Below are 20,402 nucleotides of genomic sequence, written 5' to 3'. Positions count from 1 at the left end.
GAAGATTGTCTTCGAGGTGTGTCAGCTCTAATATAGGCCAACGAGCGATATTTGACCAAGACAAAAGAGGCCGACATGACGACAAAAACCGTTCAGATGACCGACAACGCCCGGCGCGACTGCATCCGATGGCTGGCTGGCGGCGTAGTGGGGGGTGTGGTGGCGCTGTGGGCCCCGTCGTCGCAGGCGGCCGAGGCCACGTGTCCGGCCTTGCTGCAGCACACCGTGCCCCGCTTGCAGGACGAAAAGCCGCAGTCGCTGTGTCAATACCAGGGCCGTGTGCTGTTGGTGGTCAACACCGCCAGCCGCTGCGGCTTCACCGACCAGTACGAGGGGCTGGAGGCCTTGCATCAGCGCTACCAGGGGCGAGGCCTGGTGGTGCTGGGGTTTCCGTCCAACGACTTTGGCCGCCAGGAGCCGGGCAGCAACCAGGACATCGCCGATTTTTGCGACAACCAGTTCGGAGTGAAGTTTCCGATGTTCACCAAGACCACCGTCAAGGGCGAGCAGGCCCACCCCTTCTACCGAGGTCTGGCGGCCGCCAGTGACAGCACGCCACGCTGGAACTTCCACAAATACCTGGTCGCCCGCGATGGCCGCACGGTGACGGCCTATGGCAGCCGCGTGCAGCCGGACGACGATGACCTGGTGGCCGCCATCGAGCGCGCACTGGCCGCCGGGGGCACGCCCTCAGCGGCCGGGCGTGACAAGGCCGTGACAAAATAAAACCAATCAGTTACGATATATACCAACCGGTATTTAAACAAGGAACAGCCATGAAACGCATCGCGGTGGTGGGCAGTGGCATCAGCGGGCTGGGGGCAGCCTGGCGACTCCGCCAGGCCATGCCGGCCGCTGAGGTGGTGGTGTTCGAAGCGGATGGGCGCGCAGGCGGCCACGCCAACACGGTCGACGTGACCCTGCCGGGCGCCGGCGGGCGCACCATCACGCATGGCGTGGACACGGGGTTTTTGGTGTTCAACGAGCGCACCTACCCGCACCTGATCAAGCTGTTTGCCGACCTGCAGGTGCCCACGGCCGCCTCCGACATGTCCTTTTCTGTTCAGGTGCCTGACGACACCACGGGCATGGGCGGCTTGCCGCCGGGCCTGGAGTGGTGCGGCTCGACGCTCAGTGCCGTGTTTGCTCAGCGGCGCAATCTGTGGTCGCCTGCCTTCTGGCGGATGCTGGCCGACATCCTGAGGTTCAACCGACTCAGCACCGAGCTGGCCGAGCGTGGCCAGGAGGCAGAACTGCGCGAGCCCATCGGCCAGTTCCTTCAGCGCCAGGGCTTCAGCGAGGCTTTCCAGCAGGGCTATCTGCTGCCGATGGTGGCGTGCATCTGGTCCTGCCCTGTTCGGCAGATGATGGCGTTTCCCATCGCCACCTTGATCCGCTTTTGCCACAACCACGGTCTGCTGCAGGTGAGCAACCGACCGCAGTGGTACACGGTGCGGGGCGGCTCGCGCGAGTACGTGCGGCGGATCGTGCGCGACCTGCCCGATGTGCGGCTCAACAACCCCGTGCACAGCGTGGTGCCCCTGGGGGTGTCGGGCGAAGCCGGGGTGATGGTGCACAGCCGCCTGGGCAGCGAACGCTTTGATGCGGCGGTGCTGGCCTGCCACAGCGACCAGGCCTTGGGCATGCTGGGCGAGGGCGCTCATGCGGACGAAGCGGCCGTGCTGGGTGCGATCCGGTACCACGACAACGAGGCCATCCTGCACACAGACGCCTCGCTGCTGCCCCGCACGCGAGAGGCCTGGGCCGCATGGAACTACGAGCGTGCAGCGCAACCGGGCGATGAAGACCAGCATGTGTGCCTGCATTACCTGCTCAACAAACTGCAGCCTCTGCCCTGGTCTCAGCCGGTGATCGTGTCGCTCAATGCCCTGCGTCAACCCCGCGCTGACCAGGTCATCAGCCGCATCCAGTACGCCCACCCGGTGTTCGACATGGCCGCGATCGAAGCGCAGCGGCGCCTGCCCCACATACAGGGCCGCCGAGGTCTGTGGTTTGCCGGGGCCTGGACGGGCTACGGCTTCCACGAAGACGGCCTCAAGTCCGGCCTGGCCGCCGCCAACGACCTGTTGGCCCGCGCGGGCCATGTTCAGGAACGGGCGGTGGCATGAGCGCTGCAGCGGTCCCCCAGATTGGTTTCGGGCTGGTGATCCACCAGCGCCTCAAACCGGCGCGACATGCGTTTCGCTACGGCAACTACTTCTGTCTGTTGCCCATGCGGGCGCTGGCCCGCCAACCCGCGCCGCTGCTGCACCGCAATCGCTGGGGCTGGCTGAGCTTTCACGACGCCGACCACGGTGATGGTGGTCCGGACGCGCTGGCCTGGCTGGATGGCGTGCTGCGTGCCCATGGGGTGTGGCATGACGATCTGGCCCAAGGCGAGGTCTGGCTGCAAACCTACCCGCGTGTGCTGGGTTATGTGTTCAAGCCCGTGAGCTTTTGGTATGTGCACCGCCCGGACGGTGAGCTGCACGCCGTGGTGGCCGAGGTCAACAACACCTTCGGCGAGCGCCACCTGTACCTGCTGCACGGCGAATCGCTGCGCTGGGGGCATGAACAGCGTGCCAGCAAGGCCTTCCACGTGTCGCCCTTTTGCCGGGTCGAGGGGCACTACCGCTTTCGGTTCATGCGCACCGCCCAGCGGCTGGTGGCCCGGGTGGACCACCACGACGACGCGGGCCCCATCCTGCTGACGTCCATCAGCGGCGCCTTGCAGCCCTGGAGCCGTGCCAGCGTGCGCCAGGCCATCACGCGCTGGCCCTGGATGACGCTGGGTGTCATCGCGCGCATCCATTGGCAGGCCCTGCGCCTGTGGCTCAAGCGTGTGCCCTTCTTCAGCAAACCACCCGCCCCAACGGAATTCGTCACCGACCCTCTGTCCCGCCCCACAGGACCGACACCATGAAGCCTTCTTCCAGCACGTTGAACCCCGCCAACCACGACCGCCTCACCCTGCCGGGTGATGCCCCTGCGGCGGCGCGCGCCGTCTTGCGGCTGCTGCAGCGCCTGCGCGTGGGCACGCTGGAGTTGCAACTGCCCGATGGCAGCACCGCCCGCATGGGGCACGCCCGCGCCGTCGGTGATGCCGAGCCCCGCGCCGGACTCATCCTGCACGACTGGGCCGTTTGCAGCCGGGTGCTGAAATCCGGTGACATCGGCTTTGCCGAGGGCTACATCGACGGGCAGTGGAGCACCCCCGACCTGACCGCCTTGCTCAAGCTGTGCATCGCCAACCGCGAGCACATCGAATCGGCCATCTATGGTCACTGGTGGGGCCGCCTGATCTACCGCATCCGCCACCTGCTCAACCACAACTCACGCACCAACAGCCGCAAGAACATCCAGGCCCACTATGACCTGGGCAACGACTTCTACCGCTTGTGGCTGGACCCGACCATGAGCTACTCCAGCGCCTGGTTCGAGGGTGAGCTCAAGGGTGATCTGGTGCAGGCCCAGCGTGCCAAGGTCAAGCGTGCACTGACGGCCGCCGGGGTGGAGCCCACGGCGGGCGCGGCCCCCACGCGCGTGCTGGAGATCGGTTGTGGCTGGGGCGGGCTGGCTGAAATCGCCGCCGCCGAGCATGGCGCGCACGTGACGGGCGTGACCTTGTCGGACGAGCAACTGGCCTGGGCGCGCGAGCGCATGGCGCGCGCCGGCCTGGCCGAACGTGCCGACCTGCGCCTGCAGGATTACCGGGACATCCGCGACGAGCCCTTTGATGCGTTGGTGTCCATCGAGATGTTCGAGGCCGTGGGGCAGTCGTACTGGCCAGGCTACTTCGACACCGTGGCCCGGTGCCTCAAGCCGGGGGCCCGCGCCTGCATCCAGACCATCACCATCCACGACGATCTGTTCGAGCGCTACAGCCGCTCCACCGACTTCATCCAGCAGTACATCTTCCCGGGGGGCATGCTGCCCAGCGACCAGGTGTTCCGCCAGCACGCGGCCCGCGCCGGTCTGGAGGTGGTGGACGCCATGGCCTTCGGCCCGGATTACGCTGAAACCTTGCGCCGCTGGCGCACGGCCTTCCATGCCCACCTGCGCGAGGTGCAGGGCCTGGGCTTCGATGCGCGCTTCCAGCGCATCTGGGAGTTCTACCTGGCCTACTGCGAAGCCGCCTTCGACATGGGCAACACCAACGTCGTGCAGTACACCCTGCGCAAGCCTGGCTGAGCCACGCCGGTCTGCACACCATGCTCAGCCACCACGCCAGCGCCCGCTACGGCCTCATCGGCCTGCCTCTGGCGTTCGCCGCCATCCCGCTGTACGTGGTGCTGCCCGCGCATTACGGCCAGACCTTGGGGGTGCCACTGGGCCTGCTGGGGCTGGTGCTGCTGCTGACCCGCCTGGCCGATGCCTTCATCGACCCCTGGCTGGGCCGATGGGTGGACCAACTGCTGGCCGCCGGTCGCGGGCGGGGCTGGATGGCGGTGGCCGCGGCGGCACTGGTGCTGGGCTTTGTCGCCGTGTTCTTTCCGCTGGTGCAGGGCCAGACCGCCTTGGTGTGGTGGGCCGCCGCCGCGATCATGTTCACCTTCGTGGCCTACAGCCTGGCCACGGTGATGCACCTGGCCTGGGGCACGCGCCTGGGGGGGGAGCAGGGGCAGCGGGCGCGGCTGGTGGCCTGGCGTGAAGGCTTCGGCCTGGTGGGCGTGGTGAGCGCCAACGTGCTGGCCGTGCAGGCGGGCGCCGGCTGGACGGCGGCGGTGCTGGCGCTCACCTTGTTGCTGGGGTGGTGGGCCCTGGTGCGTGGGCCTCAGGCAGGCGTTCGCCCTGTCGGTGCGCCGGCATCCCCCCTGGCCGCCGACCTGCGCTTGCCCTGGCGCGGGGCGGGTTTTCGGCGGCTGATGGCGGTTTTTTTGCTCAACGGCATCGCCAGCGCCATCCCGGCCACCCTGGTGCTGTTTTTCATCCAGGACGGCTTGCAGGCCACCGCCTATGCCCCGGCCTTTCTGGGGGGCTACTTTCTGGTGGGGGCCTTGAGTGTGCCCTGGTGGGTGCGCTGCATTGGCCGGCTGGGGCCCATGCGGGCCTGGGCGCTGGGCATGGGCCTGAGCGTGCTGGCCTTCGTCGGGGTGCTGGCCCTGGGGCCGGGTGACGTGGCCGGCTTTGGCCTGGTCTGCCTGGCCAGCGGTTGGGCCCTGGGCGCCGACCTGACGGCCCCTGGCACGCTGCTCACCGGCGTGGTGCAGCGTGCCGGGCACCAAGGCCAGGCCGAAGGAGCCTACGCAGGCTGGTGGCACTGGGCCACCAAACTCAACCTGGCGCTGGCCGCCGGCCTGGCCTTGCCCGCGCTGCAGTGGCTGGGCTACAGCCCGGGCGCCCGAGAGCCCGACGCCTTGCAGGCGCTCACCCTGGCGTATGGCGTGTTGCCCTGCGTGTTCAAACTGGCCGCCCTGAGCGCCTGCTGGCGCTGGCGGCATCACCATGCCCTGGCCTGAGCCCCGGCATCAACACGATAAGGAGAGTTGGCATGAACGAGTTGCGACGTCACGTGGTGCGGGCCCAGTCGGCCGGCCTGGTGGGGTGGTCGGGTCTGGGCCGGCTGCGCTGGTGGATGGTGGTGCTGGCCCTGAGCACCCTGACCGGGCTGTCGGGCTGCGCCAGCCCCCCCGTGCCGGCCGACTACGCGCAGGAGCAGCCCCGGCTGGACCTGCGCAGCTACTTCAATGGTCCGCTGACCGCGCATGGCGTGTTCATCGACCGCTCGGGCCGGGTGGTCAAGCGCTTCACGGTCAAGATGGTGGGCACCTGGAACGGCGACACGGGCGTGCTGGAAGAAGACTTCTTTTACAGCGACGGCAGCACCGAGCGGCGCGTGTGGACGCTCAAGGACCTGGGCAATGGCCGCTGGTCGGGCACCGCAGCCGACGTGGCCGGCGAGGCCGTGGGGCAGTCGGCGGGCAACGCCCTGAACTGGCGCTACACGCTCAAGCTGCCGGTGGACGGTCGTGTCTACGAGGTGCAGTTTGACGACTGGATGTACCTCATGGACGAGCGGGTCATGCTCAACCGCGCCGTCATGAGCAAGTTCGGCTTCACCCTTGGCGAGGTCTTGCTGACCTTCAGCCGCCCATGAACCCCGGCGCCACGCAGGAGACCACAAGATGTCGTTGAACCCTCGGCTGCAGGACTGGGCCGACCGCACGGCCTGGGTGGTGGGCGCCTCCACCGGGATCGGGCGGGCCACGGCCAGCCACCTGCATCGGCTCGGTGCGCAGGTGTTCGTGTCGGCCCGCAATGAGGCCGCCTTGCAAGAGTTCGTGCGCGATCACCCCGGCAGCGTCGCCGTGCCGCTGGACGTGACCGACCGCGAGGCGGTGGCCGCCGCCCACGCCCAGGTGATGCGACAGGCGCGCGCCGGCGGGCTCGACCTGGTCATGTACTGCGCGGGGTATTACCAGCCCATGCGGGTTGAGACCTTCGACCTTGACGAGGCCTTGCGCCATGAGCGCATCAATGTGGGCGGTGCCTGGCATGTGCTGGCCGCGGTGCTGCCCACCTTGCGCCGCCAGGGACATGGCCACCTCAGCCTGGTGGCCAGCGTGGCCGGCTTCAGAGGGCTGCCCAAGGCGCTGGCCTATGGCCCCACCAAGGCGGCCTTGAACAACATGGCCGAGGTGCTGTACCTGGACCTGCAGCCCCAGGGCATCGGCGTGTCCGTCATCAACCCCGGCTTTGTGCAAACCCCCATGACGGCGCAAAACGATTTCACCATGCCCGCGCTGCTCACCCCCGAGCAGGCGGCACGGGCCATCGTCGCGGGGTGGCAGTCCGGGCGGTTTGAAATTCACTTCCCCTGGCGTTTCACATTGTGGTTGAAGTTCTTGCGGCACCTGCCGCACCGCTGGTACTTCCCGGCCGTGCGGCGCGTGACCGGTGGGTGAGCCCGCCCGCGTGCATTCCGCACGCGCCGTGGGAATGCCGCGACGCTGGCACTCAAGTCGGGGAGTGACGCGTCCGATGCTTGAGTCATGATGGTCTTGAGGGTGTGGCGTTCATCCCCATCTGGTTGATCAGACCCACCTCACGCCTGGAGACACAAGATGCACATGCTGTACAACTCGGACAGTTACGCCGTGGTCCAGATCGATCTGCCCACGCCGGACTGGACGATGCCCGATCCGCCGGCCCTCACCCGGGGCGGCTACGAGATCGTGGACAAATTCGCCCGCAAGGAAGTCTTCATCGAGGGCGCCCTGGCCGAGTCTTTCAAGCTCGGCGTGGAAGAGCTGATTGAAAACTCGCCCAGCGTGGAAGAGTTCGACGCGTACCTGGAGAAGTTCGCCAGCATGGCCAACCAGCCGGTCGTGATGCATTGAACCCGCCACCGCGCCAAGCACCTGCTGACACGTACTCATGGGCAACTGGGTGAGCCCCGATGTGCTGAGCCAATGGTGGCTGCCGCTGGCCTTGCTGGGCGTGGCGGGCCTCATGTCGGCCTGGCGCGCCTGGCTGGCCGCGCGCTCCAAGGGCCGGTCGCCGCCACCGCTGCGCACCGCCGACGCGGGCGCAACGGCCCAGCCCGCAAAGCATGCCCCCACACCACCGGCACGGCCCGAGCCACCCGCCGGCGCTGCCGCCCTCAGTGACCCCCTCACTGGCTTGATGAGCCGCCTGACGCTCGAAGACCGGCTGTCGGCGGCCAGCAGCCGCGCCGAGCTGCGAGGCCGCCAGTTGGCTCTGCTGTGCATCGACATCGACGGCTTTCGAGGCATCGTGGCGCAGCACGGCCAGGTGGTGGGCGACGCGGTGCTGCGCGAGGTGGCCCGCCGCCTGCAGGGCATGGGGCGCACCACCGACGCCCTGGCCCGTCTGGCGGGCGACCAGTTTCTGATGCTGCTCGATGGCGACCCCGACGCCAGCGCCGCCGCCCTGGTGGCCGACCGCGTGCGACAGGCCGTGCGGCGGCCTTTCCTGATCGACACCGCCGAGCTGCACCTGAGTTGTTCCATCGGCATCGTGATGCACCCCGAGCACGGCCCCAAGGCCCGCTTGCTGGCCCATGCCGACACCGCCTTGTTGTCGGCCAAGCGCGCCGGTGGCAACGTGCATTGTTTTTTTGAACAGAACCTGCAGGCCGACCCCGACACCGAGGCTGAACTGCATGCCCAGTTGCGTCAGGCGCTCAAGCCCTCCGAGCCTGGCCTGGTGCTGCACTACCAGCCCAAGGTGACCGCCCAGGGCGGGCACCTCACGGGCGTGGAGGCCTTGCTGCGCTGGCAGCACCCGCTGCGCGGGCTGTTGCGCCCCAAGGATTTCATGTCGCTGGCCGAGCGTTATGGCCTGCTCGCCCCCTTGAGCCAGTGGGTGTTGCACGAGTCTTGTCGGCAATTGCGGGCATGGCACGACCAGGGGCTGCACATCAGCATGGCCGTCAACCTGTCGCGCCAGCAAATGCGGCAGGCCGACCTGCTGGTGCAGCTGCAAGACGCGCTGCAAACGCACCGGCTCTCGGCCGAACACCTCATCATCGAGGTGGCCGAGGGAGACGCCATGGCCGATCCCCGGCTGACCACACGCGTCTTCGAGCGCCTGCATGCCCTGGGCGTGCGGCTGTCCATCGACGACTTCGGGTCGGCCCAGGGCAGCGTGCCCCAGTTGCGCTACCTGCCGGTGGTGGAAGTGAAGATCGACCAGCGGCACGTGCAGGATGCCGAGGTGGACACCGATGCCCAGGCCATCGTCAAGGGCCTGGTGCAACTGGCGCATGCCCTGGACCTGCGTGTGGTGGCCGAGGGCGTTGAAACCGAAGCACAACAAGACCTCATGCGCCGCCTGGGGTGCGACGAGCTGCAAGGCTATCGCCTGGCCGCGCCCATGGGCCCGGAGGCCCTGCCGTCCTGGCACAGCAGCCAGGGATTGGCGACCTGAGCGGCGACTCAGCTTCCGGCTGAAAACCGGCAGATCCGCGCGGCCATGGCCGACAGCGGCAGCACATGGCGTGCCGCACCGAGCTTGATGGCTTCCGCTGGCATGCCCCACACCACGCTGCTGGCTTCATCCTGGGCGATCGTTTCTGCCCCCGCCTGGAACATCTCCAGCAGACCGTGCGCGCCGTCGTCGCCCATGCCGGTGAGCAAGAGGCCCATGGCATTTCGCCCTGCGGCTTGGGCCACCGACTTCAACATCACGTCCACCGAAGGACGGTGGCGCTTGACCAATGGGCCGTCGGTCACCCGGGTGCGGTACTGCGCGCCTTGCCGTTCTACGCGGAGGTGCTTGCCTCCTGGCGCGATCAGCACCCGTCCAGTCATGATGCGATCTCCGTCCCGCGCCTCCATGACCTCCATGTCGCACAGGTGATTGAGCCGCTGGGCCAGGGAGGCCGTGAAGGCCTCTGGCATGTGCTGCACGATCACGATGCCCGCAGTGGTTCGAGGCAAGGCCGTCAGAATGGCTTCCATGGTTTGTACGCCGCCCGTGGACAGGCCCATGGCGATCAGGCGATCGGTGGTCTGGGCCATGGCGCCCGGCGAACCGGGCACCGGCGGCATGACGAAGGGCGCAGCGGTGGGGCTCTTGAGGCCGCCTGGCGTTGGCGTCGGCATGGGCGTGGCCCTGCGAGGCAGGGCGCTGAGGTTGGCCCGGGCTGCGGCACGAACCGCATCCACCAGTCCGTTACCGCTGTCGTCCAGAAAGTCCTTGAGCCCGGCCTTGGGCTTGGTCACAAAGCCCACCGCCCCAGCCTCCAGTGCCTGCAAGGTGGTTTCGCAGCCCACCTCGGTCAGCGTCGAGCACATCACCACCGGCGTCAACCGGTGCGACATGATCTGCTTGAGGAACGATATGCCGTCCATGCGTGGCATCTCGACATCCAGCACCACCACGTCAGGCCACTGTGCCTGCATCTTGGGCCAGGCAAACAATGGATCCTGCGCGGTGAAGATGATGTCCATGCCCGCTTTGGTCAAGAGGTCTGCAAGGTGCTTGCGGACCACGGCGGAATCATCGATCAGCGCAACCTTGATGGGGGTGGGCATGAGCTTCTCCTGTCATCGCTGCGTGCCGGCTGGCCTCGTTTCATGCGCACCTCGCCTGTCAGCAAATTGAGGTGCACGGTGCGTGGAACCGATTCGCCGACGTCCACGCCCGTCAGGCTGAAGCCCAGTTCGTCCAGCAGATTGAAACCCATCTCGATGTTGCGCTCACCCACATAACGCATGGAGCGCTCCAGGTCGGGCATGGTGTCGGCGCCGCCGTAGAGATGGACCTCATATTCTTCGGGTCGCGTGCCTGCGCGCCGTGTGGCATCGAACATCATGCCGATGGCCTCATCGCCGAACTTGCCATCGCGGGGCTGACCGGGCGCACGCTGTCGGCAAGGCAGCAGGTAATGGCACATCCCGCCGATGCGACGTTTGGCGTGCCACCATGTCACTGCCACACATGAGCCCAGCAGGGTGTGCAGGTCAGAAACCCGTTCGCCAAAGAACAGCTCGCCTGGCATGAGCATGATCTCTTGCGGCGCCTGACGTGGGGTTGAGCGCGTATCAGGCATGCTGGTAAACCGCGGTGCGAACCGGCTTGAGCGGCAGATCAAGGTTGGCCAGGGACTCGGAGTGGCCAGGCAGAAGGTACCCGCCAGGCTTGAGGGCCCTCACCACCCGCTGAACGATGTCGCGCTTGGTTGCGACGTCGAAGTAGATCAGCATGTTGCGCAAGAAGATCACGTCAAACACACCGATGTCCGGCAACGGCTCCAGCAGGTTGGCCGTCATGAAGCGCGTGCGCTCGCGCAGCGTTCTGGCCACCAGCATGTGATTGGCATGGGGCCCATGTCCCTTCAGGCAATACCGTTGTCGGTAGTAATCGGGGATGTCTTTGGCGCGCGAGATCGGGTAGAGCGCACGGCTCGCCTTGTGAACCACCTCGGTCGACAAGTCGGTGCCGACCACCTCCCAGGGCCGAGTGAGCCCCAGACGATCAGCCAGCACCATGGCAATGCTGTAGGCCTCTTCACCGGAGGAGCTGGCCGCACTCCACGCGCGGAAGGACCCGCCCGTCAAAGGCTGCGTGACGAGCTGCGCCAGAAACTGGAAGTGCTCCGATTCTCGGAAGAAGTAGGTCTCGTTCGTGGTGAGCCTGTCCACCAGTTGGGTCAGGGCACCCGAGTCGGCGCCGGCCAGCACGCGGTTCACAAAATTGTCCAGATCGCGTTCGCCGCGTTCGTGGGCCAGCTTCTGAACGCGGCCTTGCACCAGCGCATGCTTGTCAGGCCCCAGGCGGATGCCGGACTGCGTCTCGAAGTACTTCACCACCGCGTCGAAACTGCGACGCGACAGGCCTTGTTCGGTCAGTGTAACCACAGCGTCGGCTCGGTGGGAGAAGCAATGAGCTGGCCGAGTTCCTGGTCGTCAAACACCCGACCAACGTCCAGCAGTTCAACGCTTTGGCTTTTCACGCGCACCACGCCAGAAATGAAGTGGGGTGCCACACGGCTGCCCAACGCAGGAACCGCATTGATCTGTGACGGATCGACCTCCAGCACCTCGTGAACAGCGTCCACCAGCACGCCGTGACGCTGCATGCTGCCGTCGTTCAGTGGCGACTCCACGATCACGATGCAGGTCCGGCGCCCGATGGCGGTGCCGTGCAAGCCCAGCCGTGCGCCCAGGTCCAGCACCGGCACCACGGCGCCGCGCAGGTTCATCACGCCTTTGACGAACGCCGGCATCATGGGCACCTTGGTCATGCGGCCCACTTGCAGAATCTCTCGTATGGGCTCGATGGGCATGGCGTACAAGGCTTCACACAGGGTGAAGCGCAGCATCTGGCGGCGGTCTTCGGTGTGCGTCACCGATGCGCCGGGACTGGTGGCTGGTTCGACGACTGTCATGTGGAACTCCTCTGGCCGTTTGTCCATCAGAAGCGGCCGAAACTGCTTTCATCGACTGATGCACCGCCGTTGCCGCCATCACCATCCAGTGACCTGGACGGCGTGTGCATCAAGGGCGAAGAGCGGCCCGCGCCGGGGCGCCCGGCCGTGGACTTGTGTCGACTCCTTGAGGGCGCTGACTCAGAGGCCTCCGCACGGCCGATCTGGAAGAAGTGCATCATCTCCTGCAACTGGCCCGCCTGTGCAGACATTTCTTCGGCGGTGGCCGATAGCTCTTCTGATGCCGATGCGTTCTGCTGTGTGTTGCTGTTGAGGTGGCCCATGGCGTTGGTGATCTGGTTGACGCTGCCGGCCTGCTCGCCAGACGCCGCTGAGATTTCCTGAACCAGCTCGCTCGTCTTGTTGATGGACGGCACCATCTGTGTCAGCAACTGGCCAGCGTGTTCGGCCATCTTCACGCTGGAGCCCGCCAACTCGCCGATCTCTTGTGCGGCCACCTGGCTGCGTTCGGCCAGCTTGCGCACCTCGGCGGCCACGACAGCAAAGCCCTTGCCATGCTCACCGGCTCGAGCGGCCTCGATCGCCGCGTTCAGGGCCAGCAGATTGGTCTGGTAGGCGATGTCGTCGATGATGGAGATCTTGGTGGCGATCTGCTTCATGGCCTCCACGGTGTTGGAGACCGCAACGCCCCCGTCCACCGCCTCCTTGGCGGCCTTCGTGGCCATGCCATCGGTGATGCTGGCGGAGTCGGAGTTCTGCCGAATGGAGGCGGCCATCTCTTGCAGTGAAGCGGTGGTTTCCTCCACCGCCGCCGCCTGAGCCGATGCGGCTTGTGACAAGGACTGTGAGGTCATCGAGACCTGGCCCGCCGCCGAGCTCAACTGCTGCGCGGCCGAGTTGACGTCGCTGATGGTCATGACCAGTTGGTCGATCATCTTGTTGACATCGGCCTGAAGCTGACCAAAGATGCCGCCGTAATCGCCGCTGATCTGCCGCGTCAGGTTGCCTTGGGCCACGTCGCTGAGCACCGCACTGACCTGGGTGAGGTTGTCCTCGGTCACCGTCAGCAACTTGTTGATACCCTCGGCCAGCGTCATGAAGAAGCCGGTCTTGCCATCCAGTGAGACACGGGCGTCAAACTGCCCTTGGGCTGCGCCCAGTACGATCCCGGACACTTCGTCCACCACGCTCACCTCTGCGGTTCGGTCCAGCCACTCCACCACGGTGCCCGAGCGCTGGCCATGCTCGTCATGCACGGGCGCGGCCGTCAGGGTGAAGGTTCGTCCACCCACCTTGATCTCGCTGCGGTGCGTACCTTTGATCATGCCCAGCAGGTTGCGCTGGTGGGCCGGGTTACGGTGGAACTCATCGAAGCTGTGCCCGATCACCTTGTCCGCCGAGAAGTTGGGCAAGGCCTTGCGCAGATCAGCCTCTGCGATCCTGAGCATGGTGTTGACGCTCTTGTTGCAGTAGCGGATCACGCCATCGGCATCGGCAATCATCACGCTGGCGCTGACCTCGTCCAGCGCCTGCCGAACACGGATGGCCTCTTGACGTTGGGCGTCGATGTGCTTGAACAGTGCACGCACCCGCTCGACGGTCTCGTTGATGAATGCCTTCTTGCCTGGCAGTTGTTCGATCTCGGCATCAAAGTGACCACGCCCCAGTTCATCGATGACCGCCAAGGCGCGCTTCTTCACCCGGATGTGGGCAGCGACCATCTCATTGACGCCCTCGGCCATGGTGGCAAATGCACCTTGAAAGCGATCGACCTGTATGCGCACGTCGATGTCTCCAGCCTCGTGCTCCTGCGCCATGTGATTCATCTCGGAGATCAGGCCAGTGAGGTTGCCACGCACACTCTCGATGATCTGATTGATGAAGGCCTTCTTGCCTGGCAGTTGCTCGATCTTGGCGTCGAAATTGCCGCGCCCGAACTCGTCGAACACGGCCAGGGCGCGCTTCTTCACACTGATGTGGGCATTGACGAGTTCGTTGACCCGTTGTCCCAGCGCCTTGAAGTCGCCATCGAGCTGCTCGGTCTGGACTTCATCATCGATGTCACCGATGGCGTGTTGTGTGTTGACACGCTGCACCTCTCGGTCCAGTGCGGAGATCTGATCCAGCAGCTTGTTGAGGTGGCGCCCGAGGTTGGGGTCCAGGCCCGTCAGCCGGTTCATGGTGACGCGTTGACTCAGGTCGCCCTGAGCAGCAGCCTCCAGCACGCGGCCGAGTTCTGCGGCCGCCTGGTTGATTTCTTCCCGACCCTGGCGGTCTTGCTGTCCGAACAGTTGTGCAAGCATGAAAAGCTCCTGAAATCAGTGGCGATGGTGGGTGCCATCTGCGTGTGAGCGCACCAGGTGGCTTTGGTGAACGCACTGGTTGACCAGTGCGGGAACATCGAGAATGAGGGCCACGTCACCGCTGCCCAGAATGGTGGAGCCGGCCAGACCTCTGACCTGGCTGAACATGGCGCCAAGGGGTTTGATGACGGTCTGGTGCTCGCCGGCCAGCTTGTCCACGATGAGGCCGATCGTGCCGATGCCGGCGCGAACCAGCAGCAAGCTGCGTCGGCTGTTGGCCTGAGGTTTGACGCCAAAGTGCCGCGCCAGGTCCAGGTAGGGCAGCGTCTCGCCCCGCAAGTCAAAGTAGCCCGTGGATGCCTCGGGTGCGCGGCGGTACTCTGATGGGGTTTCGATGCACTCGACCACCATCTCCAGAGGTACCACATAGTGGACATCGCCCACCTCGCACAAAAAGCCATCGATGATGGCCAGCGTCAATGGCAGTCGGATCTGGGTGGTCGTGCCTCGGCCCGCTTCGCTGGCCAACAACATCTGTCCGCGCAAGGCCTCGATGTTGCGCTTGACCACGTCCATGCCCACCCCACGGCCTGAAATGTCCGTGACTTGCTCGGCCGTTGAAAAACCGGGATGGCAGATGAGCTGGTGCACCTCGGCATCGCTCAGGGTTTGCTCAGGACTGACCAGACCACGCTCAATGGCTTTCGTCAATATGCGTTCACGGTTCAGGCCACGGCCATCGTCGCTGACTTCAATGACGATGGTGCCTGACTCATGGTATGCGTGCAGCGCCAACTGACCTTTGGCGCTCTTGCCTTGCTCCAGTCGTTCGCTGGCCGATTCGATGCCGTGGTCCAGGCTGTTGCGAACCAGGTGCATGAGCGGGTCGGCGATCGTTTCCACCATGCTTTTGTCCAGCTCGGTATCGGCCCCGGTGATCTGCAGGTCCACGTCCTTGCCCAGGTTCTTCGATACATCGCGCACCACCCGCTGGAAGCGGGAGAAGGTCTCGCCGATCGGCACCATGCGCAGGCCCAGTGCACCATCGCGTGCTTCCTGTACCAGGTCATGTATCCGTTGTGTGGCCTCTGTCACCAGGGGCGATCGCTCCTGGTGCGCCGCCAGTTGAGCCCCCGAGCTGGCGATCACCAGCTCGCCGATGAGGTCGATGAGTTTGTCGAGCTTGTCGGCGCGCACGCGGATGAATTTGGCATCACCGGCGCGCCGCCCTTGGTCGTTCACACGGCGGTCGGCCACGGGCGTGCGGCGTTCAACTGGCAGCGGCTCCAGGACGTCTTCAGCCACCGGCACCGGGTCGATGGATGCTGCCGACAACTCAGCCGCTTCGTCGGCGGGGTGCTCGTGGCGCTCGTGGACGGCACAACCTTGTTGGTCCAGGACCTGCAGCCAGCGCTGCAGTCCTTCATCGTGCAGGCCCAGCTGATCGCCCAGCGTCAGGTAGACCTGGCGTTCGGTGTCTGGCGCCAGGATGTGGATGTCGCAGTCGTCTTCGGCAAACTCGAACACCGCCGCAATGTCGTCATGACCGCGCTCGGTCGCCAAGGCGATGTCAAAACCCAGGTGGCAGGATTCGGGGTCGAGGTGGGCCAGTTCAGGCACCGGATCTGTCCAGGTGTGCACCGCCTGCAGATCCCCCAGATTGCGCAGGTAGCGGATGAAGGCCAGAGGATCAAGGCCATTGCGCAGGGCGTCCGGGCCGAAGCGCAGGGTGATGTGCCAGCATGTGCTTGGCGAGGTGGGCAACAACTCCGCTGGTGGGGCCGCAGGCGAAGCGTCGCTGGCGCCAGGGGCCTCCGGCAGGGCCTGGCCACGCAGACGCAGGAGCGCTTCGGTCAGCTCCCGCCCTCGCTCGGCCACCGCGTCGCTGGCCTGCCCGCTCACCACTTCGTCCATGAGCTTTTCCATCTGGTCGCGGCAGGCCAGCAACACGGCAAACAAATCCGCGCTCAATGGCAGGCTACCGCTCCGCAGGTCGTCCATGACGCTCTCCACGCCATGGGTGAAGCTCACCACATGGGTGAAGCCGAAGAGGCCAGCCGTGCCCTTGATGGTGTGCGCCGCCCGAAAGGCTGCGTTGAGCATCTCGGTGTCGTCTGGCGTGTTCTCCAAGGTCAGCAGGGCCTGTTCGAACTGGCGCAGCATGTCGCTCGCCTCTTCCATGAAGCCCTCACGTGCTGCGGCAATGATCTCGGCATCTTCGTCGTTGACTTGCATCGGGGGCTCCGGGTGTCAGTGGGGGGCGGTGATGGCAAAGTGCTCGCCGAGGCCGAAGATCTCCAGCACGTCCCGAACCACTCGACTGGGCTGCTGCAGTTGCAGGTGCTTGCCCTCGTGCTGCAGGCACTTGTCCAGAGACAGCAGCAGTTGCAGCCCGGCAGAGTCCATCTCCTGAACGGCCGAGAGGTTCAGCGTCACGGCGTCATGGAGCGGCTGAATGTGTTCAAGCCAGTGAAGGCGAAGCTCTGACGCGTGCACGATGTTCAACTCCGGGCCGACATCAATGTGGCAGGATGTGTTCATGGTCTTACACCGTCAGTCGGTTGACCAGGTCCACCAGTTCGGAGGGCGGACAGGGTTTGGTGGCCCACGCGGTAGCCCCGCATTCTTTGGCTTCCTGCTTGCGCTGCGGCCGCGATTCCGTGGTCAACATCACCACCGGGGTGAACCGGTAGTCACGCTTCTCCCGCAGTGCCTTGACGAACGACAGCCCATCCATGGTCGGCATGGCGATGTCGCAGACGATGGCCGACACCTTCTGGCCATCCAGCGCGCCCAAGGCTTCCTGCCCATCGCTGGCCTCGATCACGGCATAGTGCGCGTGCTCGAAGGCGAACCTCATCACCTGGCGCACTGTGGGAGAGTCGTCGACCAGCATCACCGTTTTGTTCATGGTGAATCCTCCTGTCAAACACACAGCCGATTGACCGCGTCCACCAACTGAGACGGCTGGAAGGGTTTGGTGATCCAGGCCCTCGCACCAGCGGCTTTCCCTTCAGCCTTTTTCGACTCCTGCGCTTCGGTGGTCAGCATGATCACGGGCAGGAACTTGTGTGCCGCCGACTGCTTGAGCTCTTTCACGAACGTGATGCCGTCCATGTTGGGCATGTTCACGTCGCATACGACCAGGTTCACCTTGTGTTCCGAGACGCGTTTGAGGGCTTCCAGCCCGTCGCCTGCCTCGACCACCGTGTAGCCCGCCTTCTGCAAGGCCAGCTTCACCACGGTTCTGAAGCTGCCGGAGTCGTCGACGACAAGGATCGTTTTGCTCATGGCGTATACCCTGGGTTCAGAAAAACTCGACGCGACTGCCGCGATCGATGAGTTCGGTGTTGTGATGTTGTGAACGCTGCTCGTCCATGGTGTAGCTGGCGGCCAGCTCGTCCAGCCACCGTCTGATGTCTTGGGGCTCTGGCTCGATGCCCTTGGCCGAGAATTCGTACAGGCGATCGATGTCGCGGTTGAGGATCTGAAGCAGTTGCTCGACACGGTCACCAAACTGAAACTCGGTGAAGGCCTGGTCAACCTGCGCCGCGAGCGCGTCACTGGCCTGCTGAAGATCGGACCCGCTGGCGATGGAGCCCCCGAGCGATTCGAACATGGCACTGATCGCATGCCGAGCCCTCAGCTCCAGCTCCAGCCGGAGCTCTTCGTCATTGGTGTCCTGGATCAGGGCGGCTTGCTGCATTTGGTGGCCGGCCTGGTGCAGTGGCTGCACCATCTGGTCCATGGCATCGCACAACGCCACGATGGATCTGGACACGCGGCCGATCTCCGTTGAAATCGTCTGGCGTGCGGCCATTTCTTCCGGTGATCCGCCACAACCCCTGACGGCCTCGATCGAGGCATTGAAGGCGACCATGCGCGTGTGCTGGGCCAGCTCACGCGCATCTTTGCTCCACTGCTGGAGCTGGCACAGGGCATCGATGCACTGCTTGAGTTGCTGCCGCATCTCTTCGCGTTGGGCAAACGCTCGCTTCAGTGGGGTCATCAGCTCATCCAGCGCGGGCCGTTGCGCATCCACGGCATCGCCGATGACGCCGGCGGCCACATTGGGCTTGAAGTTGGCCAGTTGGGCCGTGACCGAACCGATCAGTTCTGACAGCGTCGAGAAAGTCGACAACAGGCCTTCCAGGCCTTGCTGATTGAGGGTCCTGCCCAGGCTGAGCTGCTTGCTCCACTCGTCGGTGACGTCATGCACCAAGGCATGAAGACCCCGCGCACTGTCGGCCGGGGTCGCGGCCACTGCTGGCCCCTGCGGCGTATCGGCATCGCTGGCCGCGGCGGATGTGCCATGGTCTGGCAGCCACCAACACAGCAAACCCAGTGCGCCGAGGCTCAAGCCCAGCCAGCCCATCGTCCAGCCGCCCGACAACACCAGCGCTGCACCGACGAATCGGCTGGCGCGGCGCCATGCGATGGGCAGGCGGGGCACGGGCCTGACCAGCCACGAGGGCAGGTGTGACAGACGGGCAGCGGGCATGGTCAGGGCAGGCTCCTGTAGGTTGAGCCGTCGGTGCTGGGTGATCCAGCATCGGCTCCTGACGGCATATCGACCGCCTCCGCCGATTTTTCAGTTTTTTTCACGCGCCGCTCGTGCAAAAGCACCGCCTTGGGGAGCCTTTTCCGGTATTGCCTTAATCGCCATGCGGCTCGACCGATATCCCGAAAGTGTCCAGTTCTTGATGCTGACCCATGTCCACCCCCATCGCAGGCACACCCCTGTCCACGCTGACCGAGCGCTTGCTTGCTCCTGGGGCGTGGCTGTTCAACCGTTTGCCGACGTCAGGCAAGTTCGGCTTGTTGAGTGCACTGTTGTGCTTGCCGCTGGTCTGGATCGGATGGGTTGAGATCGATGCGCAGATGCACCGCGACCAGATGCTCAGCTTGCACCGGGTTCAGCAGCAGGCGCTGCCAGACCTGGACGCGCTGTTCGCGGCGGCGCTCAAGCGTGCGCCGCTGGCACCGGGGGAGTTGACAGATGCGCGGGCCGCGCTACAGCGCATTGCTCAGGCATGGACGCCTGCGGATGATCGCCCCAGCGTTCGCAAAGCACTGGATGCGGTGCAACACGCTTTGGCTCACCCCGATGTGCCGGGCCAGGACCGCATCAGGGCGATCATGCACCTGACCTACACGCTGGGCGCAGCCGACGATCCATTTGCCCTGGATGTGCTGGATGGAAACACCGCGTCCGCGGTGGCGGACATGGAGCGTGCCAATCAGCACAGGCTGTGGCTGCACGTGGGGGCCTTGGCGGGTCTGGTGCTGCTCATCGTGTACATGGCCGCATCGCTTCAGTACACGATGCGGCGTCGCCTGGGCGCCATGAAGCACATGGTGGAGGCGATGGAGCATGCCGATTTCAGCCACCGCCTGGGTGTGGACGGCAGCGATGAGGTGGCCGACATGCTCCAGAGCATGAACGGCTCGTTCGACCGTCTGGCGGAGCTCATTCGCGTGGTGCAATCCGGTGCGTCTGCGGTGCAGTTTGCCACCGAGCAACTGGCTTCAGGCAACATCGATTTGTCGGGGCGTAACCAGCGCACCATCGGCGGCCTGCAGGATGTGGTGGCCTCGGTGGCACGCTACGCCACGCAGTTGCAGGCCTGTGGCGCCGAAGTGGACCGGATGGTCGAGACGGTGCACAACCTGCGCCTGGATTCCGCGAATTCACGCAAGCAGATGGGGCGTTTACAGGAGCGCATGGACGCGCTGAGGGCGCACAGTCAGGACATCAGCCAGATTGTCAACCTCATCGACGCCATCGCATTTCGCACGAACGTCCTGGCGCTCAATGCGTCCATTGAAGCCAGCAAGGCGGGAGAGGCCGGCCGGGGGTTTGCGGTGGTGGCCCAGGAGGTGCGGTCTTTGGCCATGCGCAGTGCCGACTCATCGCGCAAGATCGCTGACATCGTGCGCCGCTCCACAGACGACATCGATCTGGGCGCGGCGATGGCCGAGGAAGCCGGGCGTGCCATCCGGGGTGCCGAGGGGCACATTGACGAGGTGCATCAGGCGATTGCCGGGGTGGCCCAACTCACCCGTGAGGGCGAAGAAGAGTCCAAGGTCATCCTGACGGAGATCAGATCACTGTCGGAGGTGACCGAGCGCAACACCGACCTGGTCAATCAGTTGGCCAGCGCCAGCCGAGCACTCCAGACGCAGGGTTGCACACTGACGGACAAGGTCAACCAATTCCAGCTCGATTGAGCCAGCGGCCC

The 20,402-nt window shown here is 65.2% G+C and carries 20 protein-coding genes; 10 read left to right on the top strand and 10 right to left on the bottom strand.

What is annotated here, in order from left to right; genetic code table 11:
• Positions 1 to 75: 75 nt before the first annotated feature.
• The 9 genes from WNB94_RS07980 (at position 76) to WNB94_RS07940 (ending at position 8,892) form a co-directional block, all read left to right on the top strand.
• Positions 76 to 726, top strand: a complete 651-nt coding sequence (locus WNB94_RS07980; RefSeq protein ID WP_341389538.1) for a glutathione peroxidase — start codon at positions 76 to 78, stop codon at positions 724 to 726.
• A gap of 50 nt (positions 727 to 776) precedes the next feature.
• Positions 777 to 2,129 (top strand): NAD(P)/FAD-dependent oxidoreductase, encoded by a 1,353-nt coding sequence (locus WNB94_RS07975; protein ID WP_341389536.1) that lies wholly within the window; start codon positions 777 to 779, stop codon positions 2,127 to 2,129.
• Entirely contained in the window at positions 2,126 to 2,923 is a 798-nt protein-coding gene (locus tag WNB94_RS07970) for a DUF1365 domain-containing protein (RefSeq protein ID WP_341389535.1), read from the top strand. The genes WNB94_RS07975 and WNB94_RS07970 overlap by 4 nt, the downstream gene beginning before the upstream one ends.
• Positions 2,920 to 4,191 (top strand): class I SAM-dependent methyltransferase, encoded by a 1,272-nt coding sequence (locus WNB94_RS07965; protein WP_341389534.1) that lies wholly within the window; start codon positions 2,920 to 2,922, stop codon positions 4,189 to 4,191. The genes WNB94_RS07970 and WNB94_RS07965 overlap by 4 nt, the downstream gene beginning before the upstream one ends.
• A 20-nt stretch (positions 4,192 to 4,211) precedes the next feature.
• On the top strand, positions 4,212 to 5,459 hold the full coding sequence (locus WNB94_RS07960) for an MFS transporter (protein WP_341389533.1): 1,248 nt from the start codon (positions 4,212 to 4,214) through the stop codon (positions 5,457 to 5,459).
• Positions 5,460 to 5,575: 116 nt separating this feature from the next.
• Entirely contained in the window at positions 5,576 to 6,097 is a 522-nt protein-coding gene (locus WNB94_RS07955; protein ID WP_341389984.1) for a DUF3833 domain-containing protein, read from the top strand.
• Positions 6,098 to 6,125: 28 nt separating this feature from the next.
• Positions 6,126 to 6,905 carry an SDR family NAD(P)-dependent oxidoreductase gene (locus WNB94_RS07950; protein WP_341389532.1) on the top strand — a complete coding sequence of 260 codons (780 nt, stop codon included), beginning with the start codon at positions 6,126 to 6,128 and terminating at the stop codon, positions 6,903 to 6,905.
• 159 nt (positions 6,906 to 7,064) lie between these two features.
• Positions 7,065 to 7,340: a BTH_I0359 family protein gene (locus WNB94_RS07945; protein ID WP_341389530.1), complete on the top strand. Its 276-nt coding sequence runs from the start codon at positions 7,065 to 7,067 to the stop codon at positions 7,338 to 7,340.
• A gap of 37 nt (positions 7,341 to 7,377) precedes the next feature.
• The gene (locus WNB94_RS07940; protein WP_341389528.1) at positions 7,378 to 8,892 is read left to right on the top strand and encodes a putative bifunctional diguanylate cyclase/phosphodiesterase; all 1,515 of its coding nucleotides are present in this window, start codon (positions 7,378 to 7,380) and stop codon (positions 8,890 to 8,892) included.
• A gap of 8 nt (positions 8,893 to 8,900) precedes the next feature.
• Here WNB94_RS07940 and WNB94_RS07935 read toward each other — a convergent pair whose 3' ends face one another.
• From WNB94_RS07935 to WNB94_RS07890, 10 genes are read right to left on the bottom strand one after another with little or no spacing between them, the layout of a single operon-like run.
• Positions 8,901 to 10,001, bottom strand: a complete 1,101-nt coding sequence (locus tag WNB94_RS07935) for a protein-glutamate methylesterase/protein-glutamine glutaminase (RefSeq protein ID WP_341389527.1) — start codon at positions 9,999 to 10,001, stop codon at positions 8,901 to 8,903.
• On the bottom strand, positions 9,974 to 10,474 hold the full coding sequence (locus WNB94_RS07930) for a chemotaxis protein CheD (RefSeq protein WP_341389526.1): 501 nt from the start codon (positions 10,472 to 10,474) through the stop codon (positions 9,974 to 9,976). Before WNB94_RS07930 ends, WNB94_RS07935 begins: the two co-directional genes overlap by 28 nt.
• 37 nt (positions 10,475 to 10,511) lie before the next feature.
• On the bottom strand, positions 10,512 to 11,327 hold the full coding sequence (locus WNB94_RS07925) for a CheR family methyltransferase (protein WP_341389524.1): 816 nt from the start codon (positions 11,325 to 11,327) through the stop codon (positions 10,512 to 10,514).
• Positions 11,315 to 11,857 (bottom strand): chemotaxis protein CheW, encoded by a 543-nt coding sequence (locus tag WNB94_RS07920; RefSeq protein ID WP_341389523.1) that lies wholly within the window; start codon positions 11,855 to 11,857, stop codon positions 11,315 to 11,317. Before WNB94_RS07920 ends, WNB94_RS07925 begins: the two co-directional genes overlap by 13 nt.
• Positions 11,858 to 11,883: 26 nt before the next feature.
• The gene (locus WNB94_RS07915) at positions 11,884 to 14,160 is read right to left on the bottom strand and encodes a methyl-accepting chemotaxis protein (RefSeq protein WP_341389522.1); all 2,277 of its coding nucleotides are present in this window, start codon (positions 14,158 to 14,160) and stop codon (positions 11,884 to 11,886) included.
• Positions 14,161 to 14,175: 15 nt separating this feature from the next.
• Positions 14,176 to 16,395, bottom strand: coding sequence for a chemotaxis protein CheA (locus WNB94_RS07910; RefSeq protein WP_341389521.1), 2,220 nt, complete (start codon positions 16,393 to 16,395; stop codon positions 14,176 to 14,178).
• Between the two features lie 15 nt (positions 16,396 to 16,410).
• Positions 16,411 to 16,701, bottom strand: coding sequence for an STAS domain-containing protein (locus WNB94_RS07905; RefSeq protein ID WP_341389519.1), 291 nt, complete (start codon positions 16,699 to 16,701; stop codon positions 16,411 to 16,413).
• A gap of 4 nt (positions 16,702 to 16,705) precedes the next feature.
• Positions 16,706 to 17,071: a response regulator gene (locus WNB94_RS07900; RefSeq protein WP_341389518.1), complete on the bottom strand. Its 366-nt coding sequence runs from the start codon at positions 17,069 to 17,071 to the stop codon at positions 16,706 to 16,708.
• 14 nt (positions 17,072 to 17,085) lie between these two features.
• The gene (locus WNB94_RS07895) at positions 17,086 to 17,451 is read right to left on the bottom strand and encodes a response regulator (protein WP_341389517.1); all 366 of its coding nucleotides are present in this window, start codon (positions 17,449 to 17,451) and stop codon (positions 17,086 to 17,088) included.
• Between the two features lie 16 nt (positions 17,452 to 17,467).
• Positions 17,468 to 18,661, bottom strand: a complete 1,194-nt coding sequence (locus WNB94_RS07890) for a hypothetical protein (protein WP_341389515.1) — start codon at positions 18,659 to 18,661, stop codon at positions 17,468 to 17,470.
• 212 nt (positions 18,662 to 18,873) lie between these two features.
• On the opposite strand from WNB94_RS07890, the gene WNB94_RS07885 reads away from it, so the two are divergent.
• Positions 18,874 to 20,391: a methyl-accepting chemotaxis protein gene (locus WNB94_RS07885; protein ID WP_341389514.1), complete on the top strand. Its 1,518-nt coding sequence runs from the start codon at positions 18,874 to 18,876 to the stop codon at positions 20,389 to 20,391.
• The last annotated feature ends 11 nt before the right edge of the window (positions 20,392 to 20,402 follow it).

It is taken from the genome of Aquabacterium sp. A3 (assembly GCF_038069945.1).
In the GTDB taxonomy this organism is placed as follows: domain Bacteria; phylum Pseudomonadota; class Gammaproteobacteria; order Burkholderiales; family Burkholderiaceae_C; genus Aquabacterium.
This window is presented reverse-complemented; position numbering and strand designations above follow the sequence as displayed.

What these genes read in the sequence shown, in the direction of transcription:
- WNB94_RS07980 (WP_341389538.1), top strand. Translation starts at nt 76, where the DNA reads ATGACGACAAAAACCGTTCAGATGACCGACAACGCCCGGCGCGACTGC.
- WNB94_RS07975 (WP_341389536.1), top strand. Translation starts at nt 777, where the DNA reads ATGAAACGCATCGCGGTGGTGGGCAGTGGCATCAGCGGGCTGGGGGCA.
- WNB94_RS07970 (WP_341389535.1), top strand. Translation starts at nt 2,126, where the DNA reads ATGAGCGCTGCAGCGGTCCCCCAGATTGGTTTCGGGCTGGTGATCCAC.
- WNB94_RS07965 (WP_341389534.1), top strand. Translation starts at nt 2,920, where the DNA reads ATGAAGCCTTCTTCCAGCACGTTGAACCCCGCCAACCACGACCGCCTC.
- WNB94_RS07960 (WP_341389533.1), top strand. Translation starts at nt 4,212, where the DNA reads ATGCTCAGCCACCACGCCAGCGCCCGCTACGGCCTCATCGGCCTGCCT.
- WNB94_RS07955 (WP_341389984.1), top strand. Translation starts at nt 5,576, where the DNA reads ATGGTGGTGCTGGCCCTGAGCACCCTGACCGGGCTGTCGGGCTGCGCC.
- WNB94_RS07950 (WP_341389532.1), top strand. Translation starts at nt 6,126, where the DNA reads ATGTCGTTGAACCCTCGGCTGCAGGACTGGGCCGACCGCACGGCCTGG.
- WNB94_RS07945 (WP_341389530.1), top strand. Translation starts at nt 7,065, where the DNA reads ATGCACATGCTGTACAACTCGGACAGTTACGCCGTGGTCCAGATCGAT.
- WNB94_RS07940 (WP_341389528.1), top strand. Translation starts at nt 7,378, where the DNA reads ATGGGCAACTGGGTGAGCCCCGATGTGCTGAGCCAATGGTGGCTGCCG.
- WNB94_RS07935 (WP_341389527.1), bottom strand. Translation starts at nt 10,001, where the DNA reads ATGCCCACCCCCATCAAGGTTGCGCTGATCGATGATTCCGCCGTGGTC.
- WNB94_RS07930 (WP_341389526.1), bottom strand. Translation starts at nt 10,474, where the DNA reads ATGCTCATGCCAGGCGAGCTGTTCTTTGGCGAACGGGTTTCTGACCTG.
- WNB94_RS07920 (WP_341389523.1), bottom strand. Translation starts at nt 11,857, where the DNA reads ATGACAGTCGTCGAACCAGCCACCAGTCCCGGCGCATCGGTGACGCAC.
- WNB94_RS07915 (WP_341389522.1), bottom strand. Translation starts at nt 14,160, where the DNA reads ATGCTTGCACAACTGTTCGGACAGCAAGACCGCCAGGGTCGGGAAGAA.
- WNB94_RS07910 (WP_341389521.1), bottom strand. Translation starts at nt 16,395, where the DNA reads ATGCAAGTCAACGACGAAGATGCCGAGATCATTGCCGCAGCACGTGAG.
- WNB94_RS07905 (WP_341389519.1), bottom strand. Translation starts at nt 16,701, where the DNA reads ATGAACACATCCTGCCACATTGATGTCGGCCCGGAGTTGAACATCGTG.
- WNB94_RS07900 (WP_341389518.1), bottom strand. Translation starts at nt 17,071, where the DNA reads ATGAACAAAACGGTGATGCTGGTCGACGACTCTCCCACAGTGCGCCAG.
- WNB94_RS07895 (WP_341389517.1), bottom strand. Translation starts at nt 17,451, where the DNA reads ATGAGCAAAACGATCCTTGTCGTCGACGACTCCGGCAGCTTCAGAACC.
- WNB94_RS07890 (WP_341389515.1), bottom strand. Translation starts at nt 18,661, where the DNA reads ATGCCCGCTGCCCGTCTGTCACACCTGCCCTCGTGGCTGGTCAGGCCC.
- WNB94_RS07885 (WP_341389514.1), top strand. Translation starts at nt 18,874, where the DNA reads ATGTCCACCCCCATCGCAGGCACACCCCTGTCCACGCTGACCGAGCGC.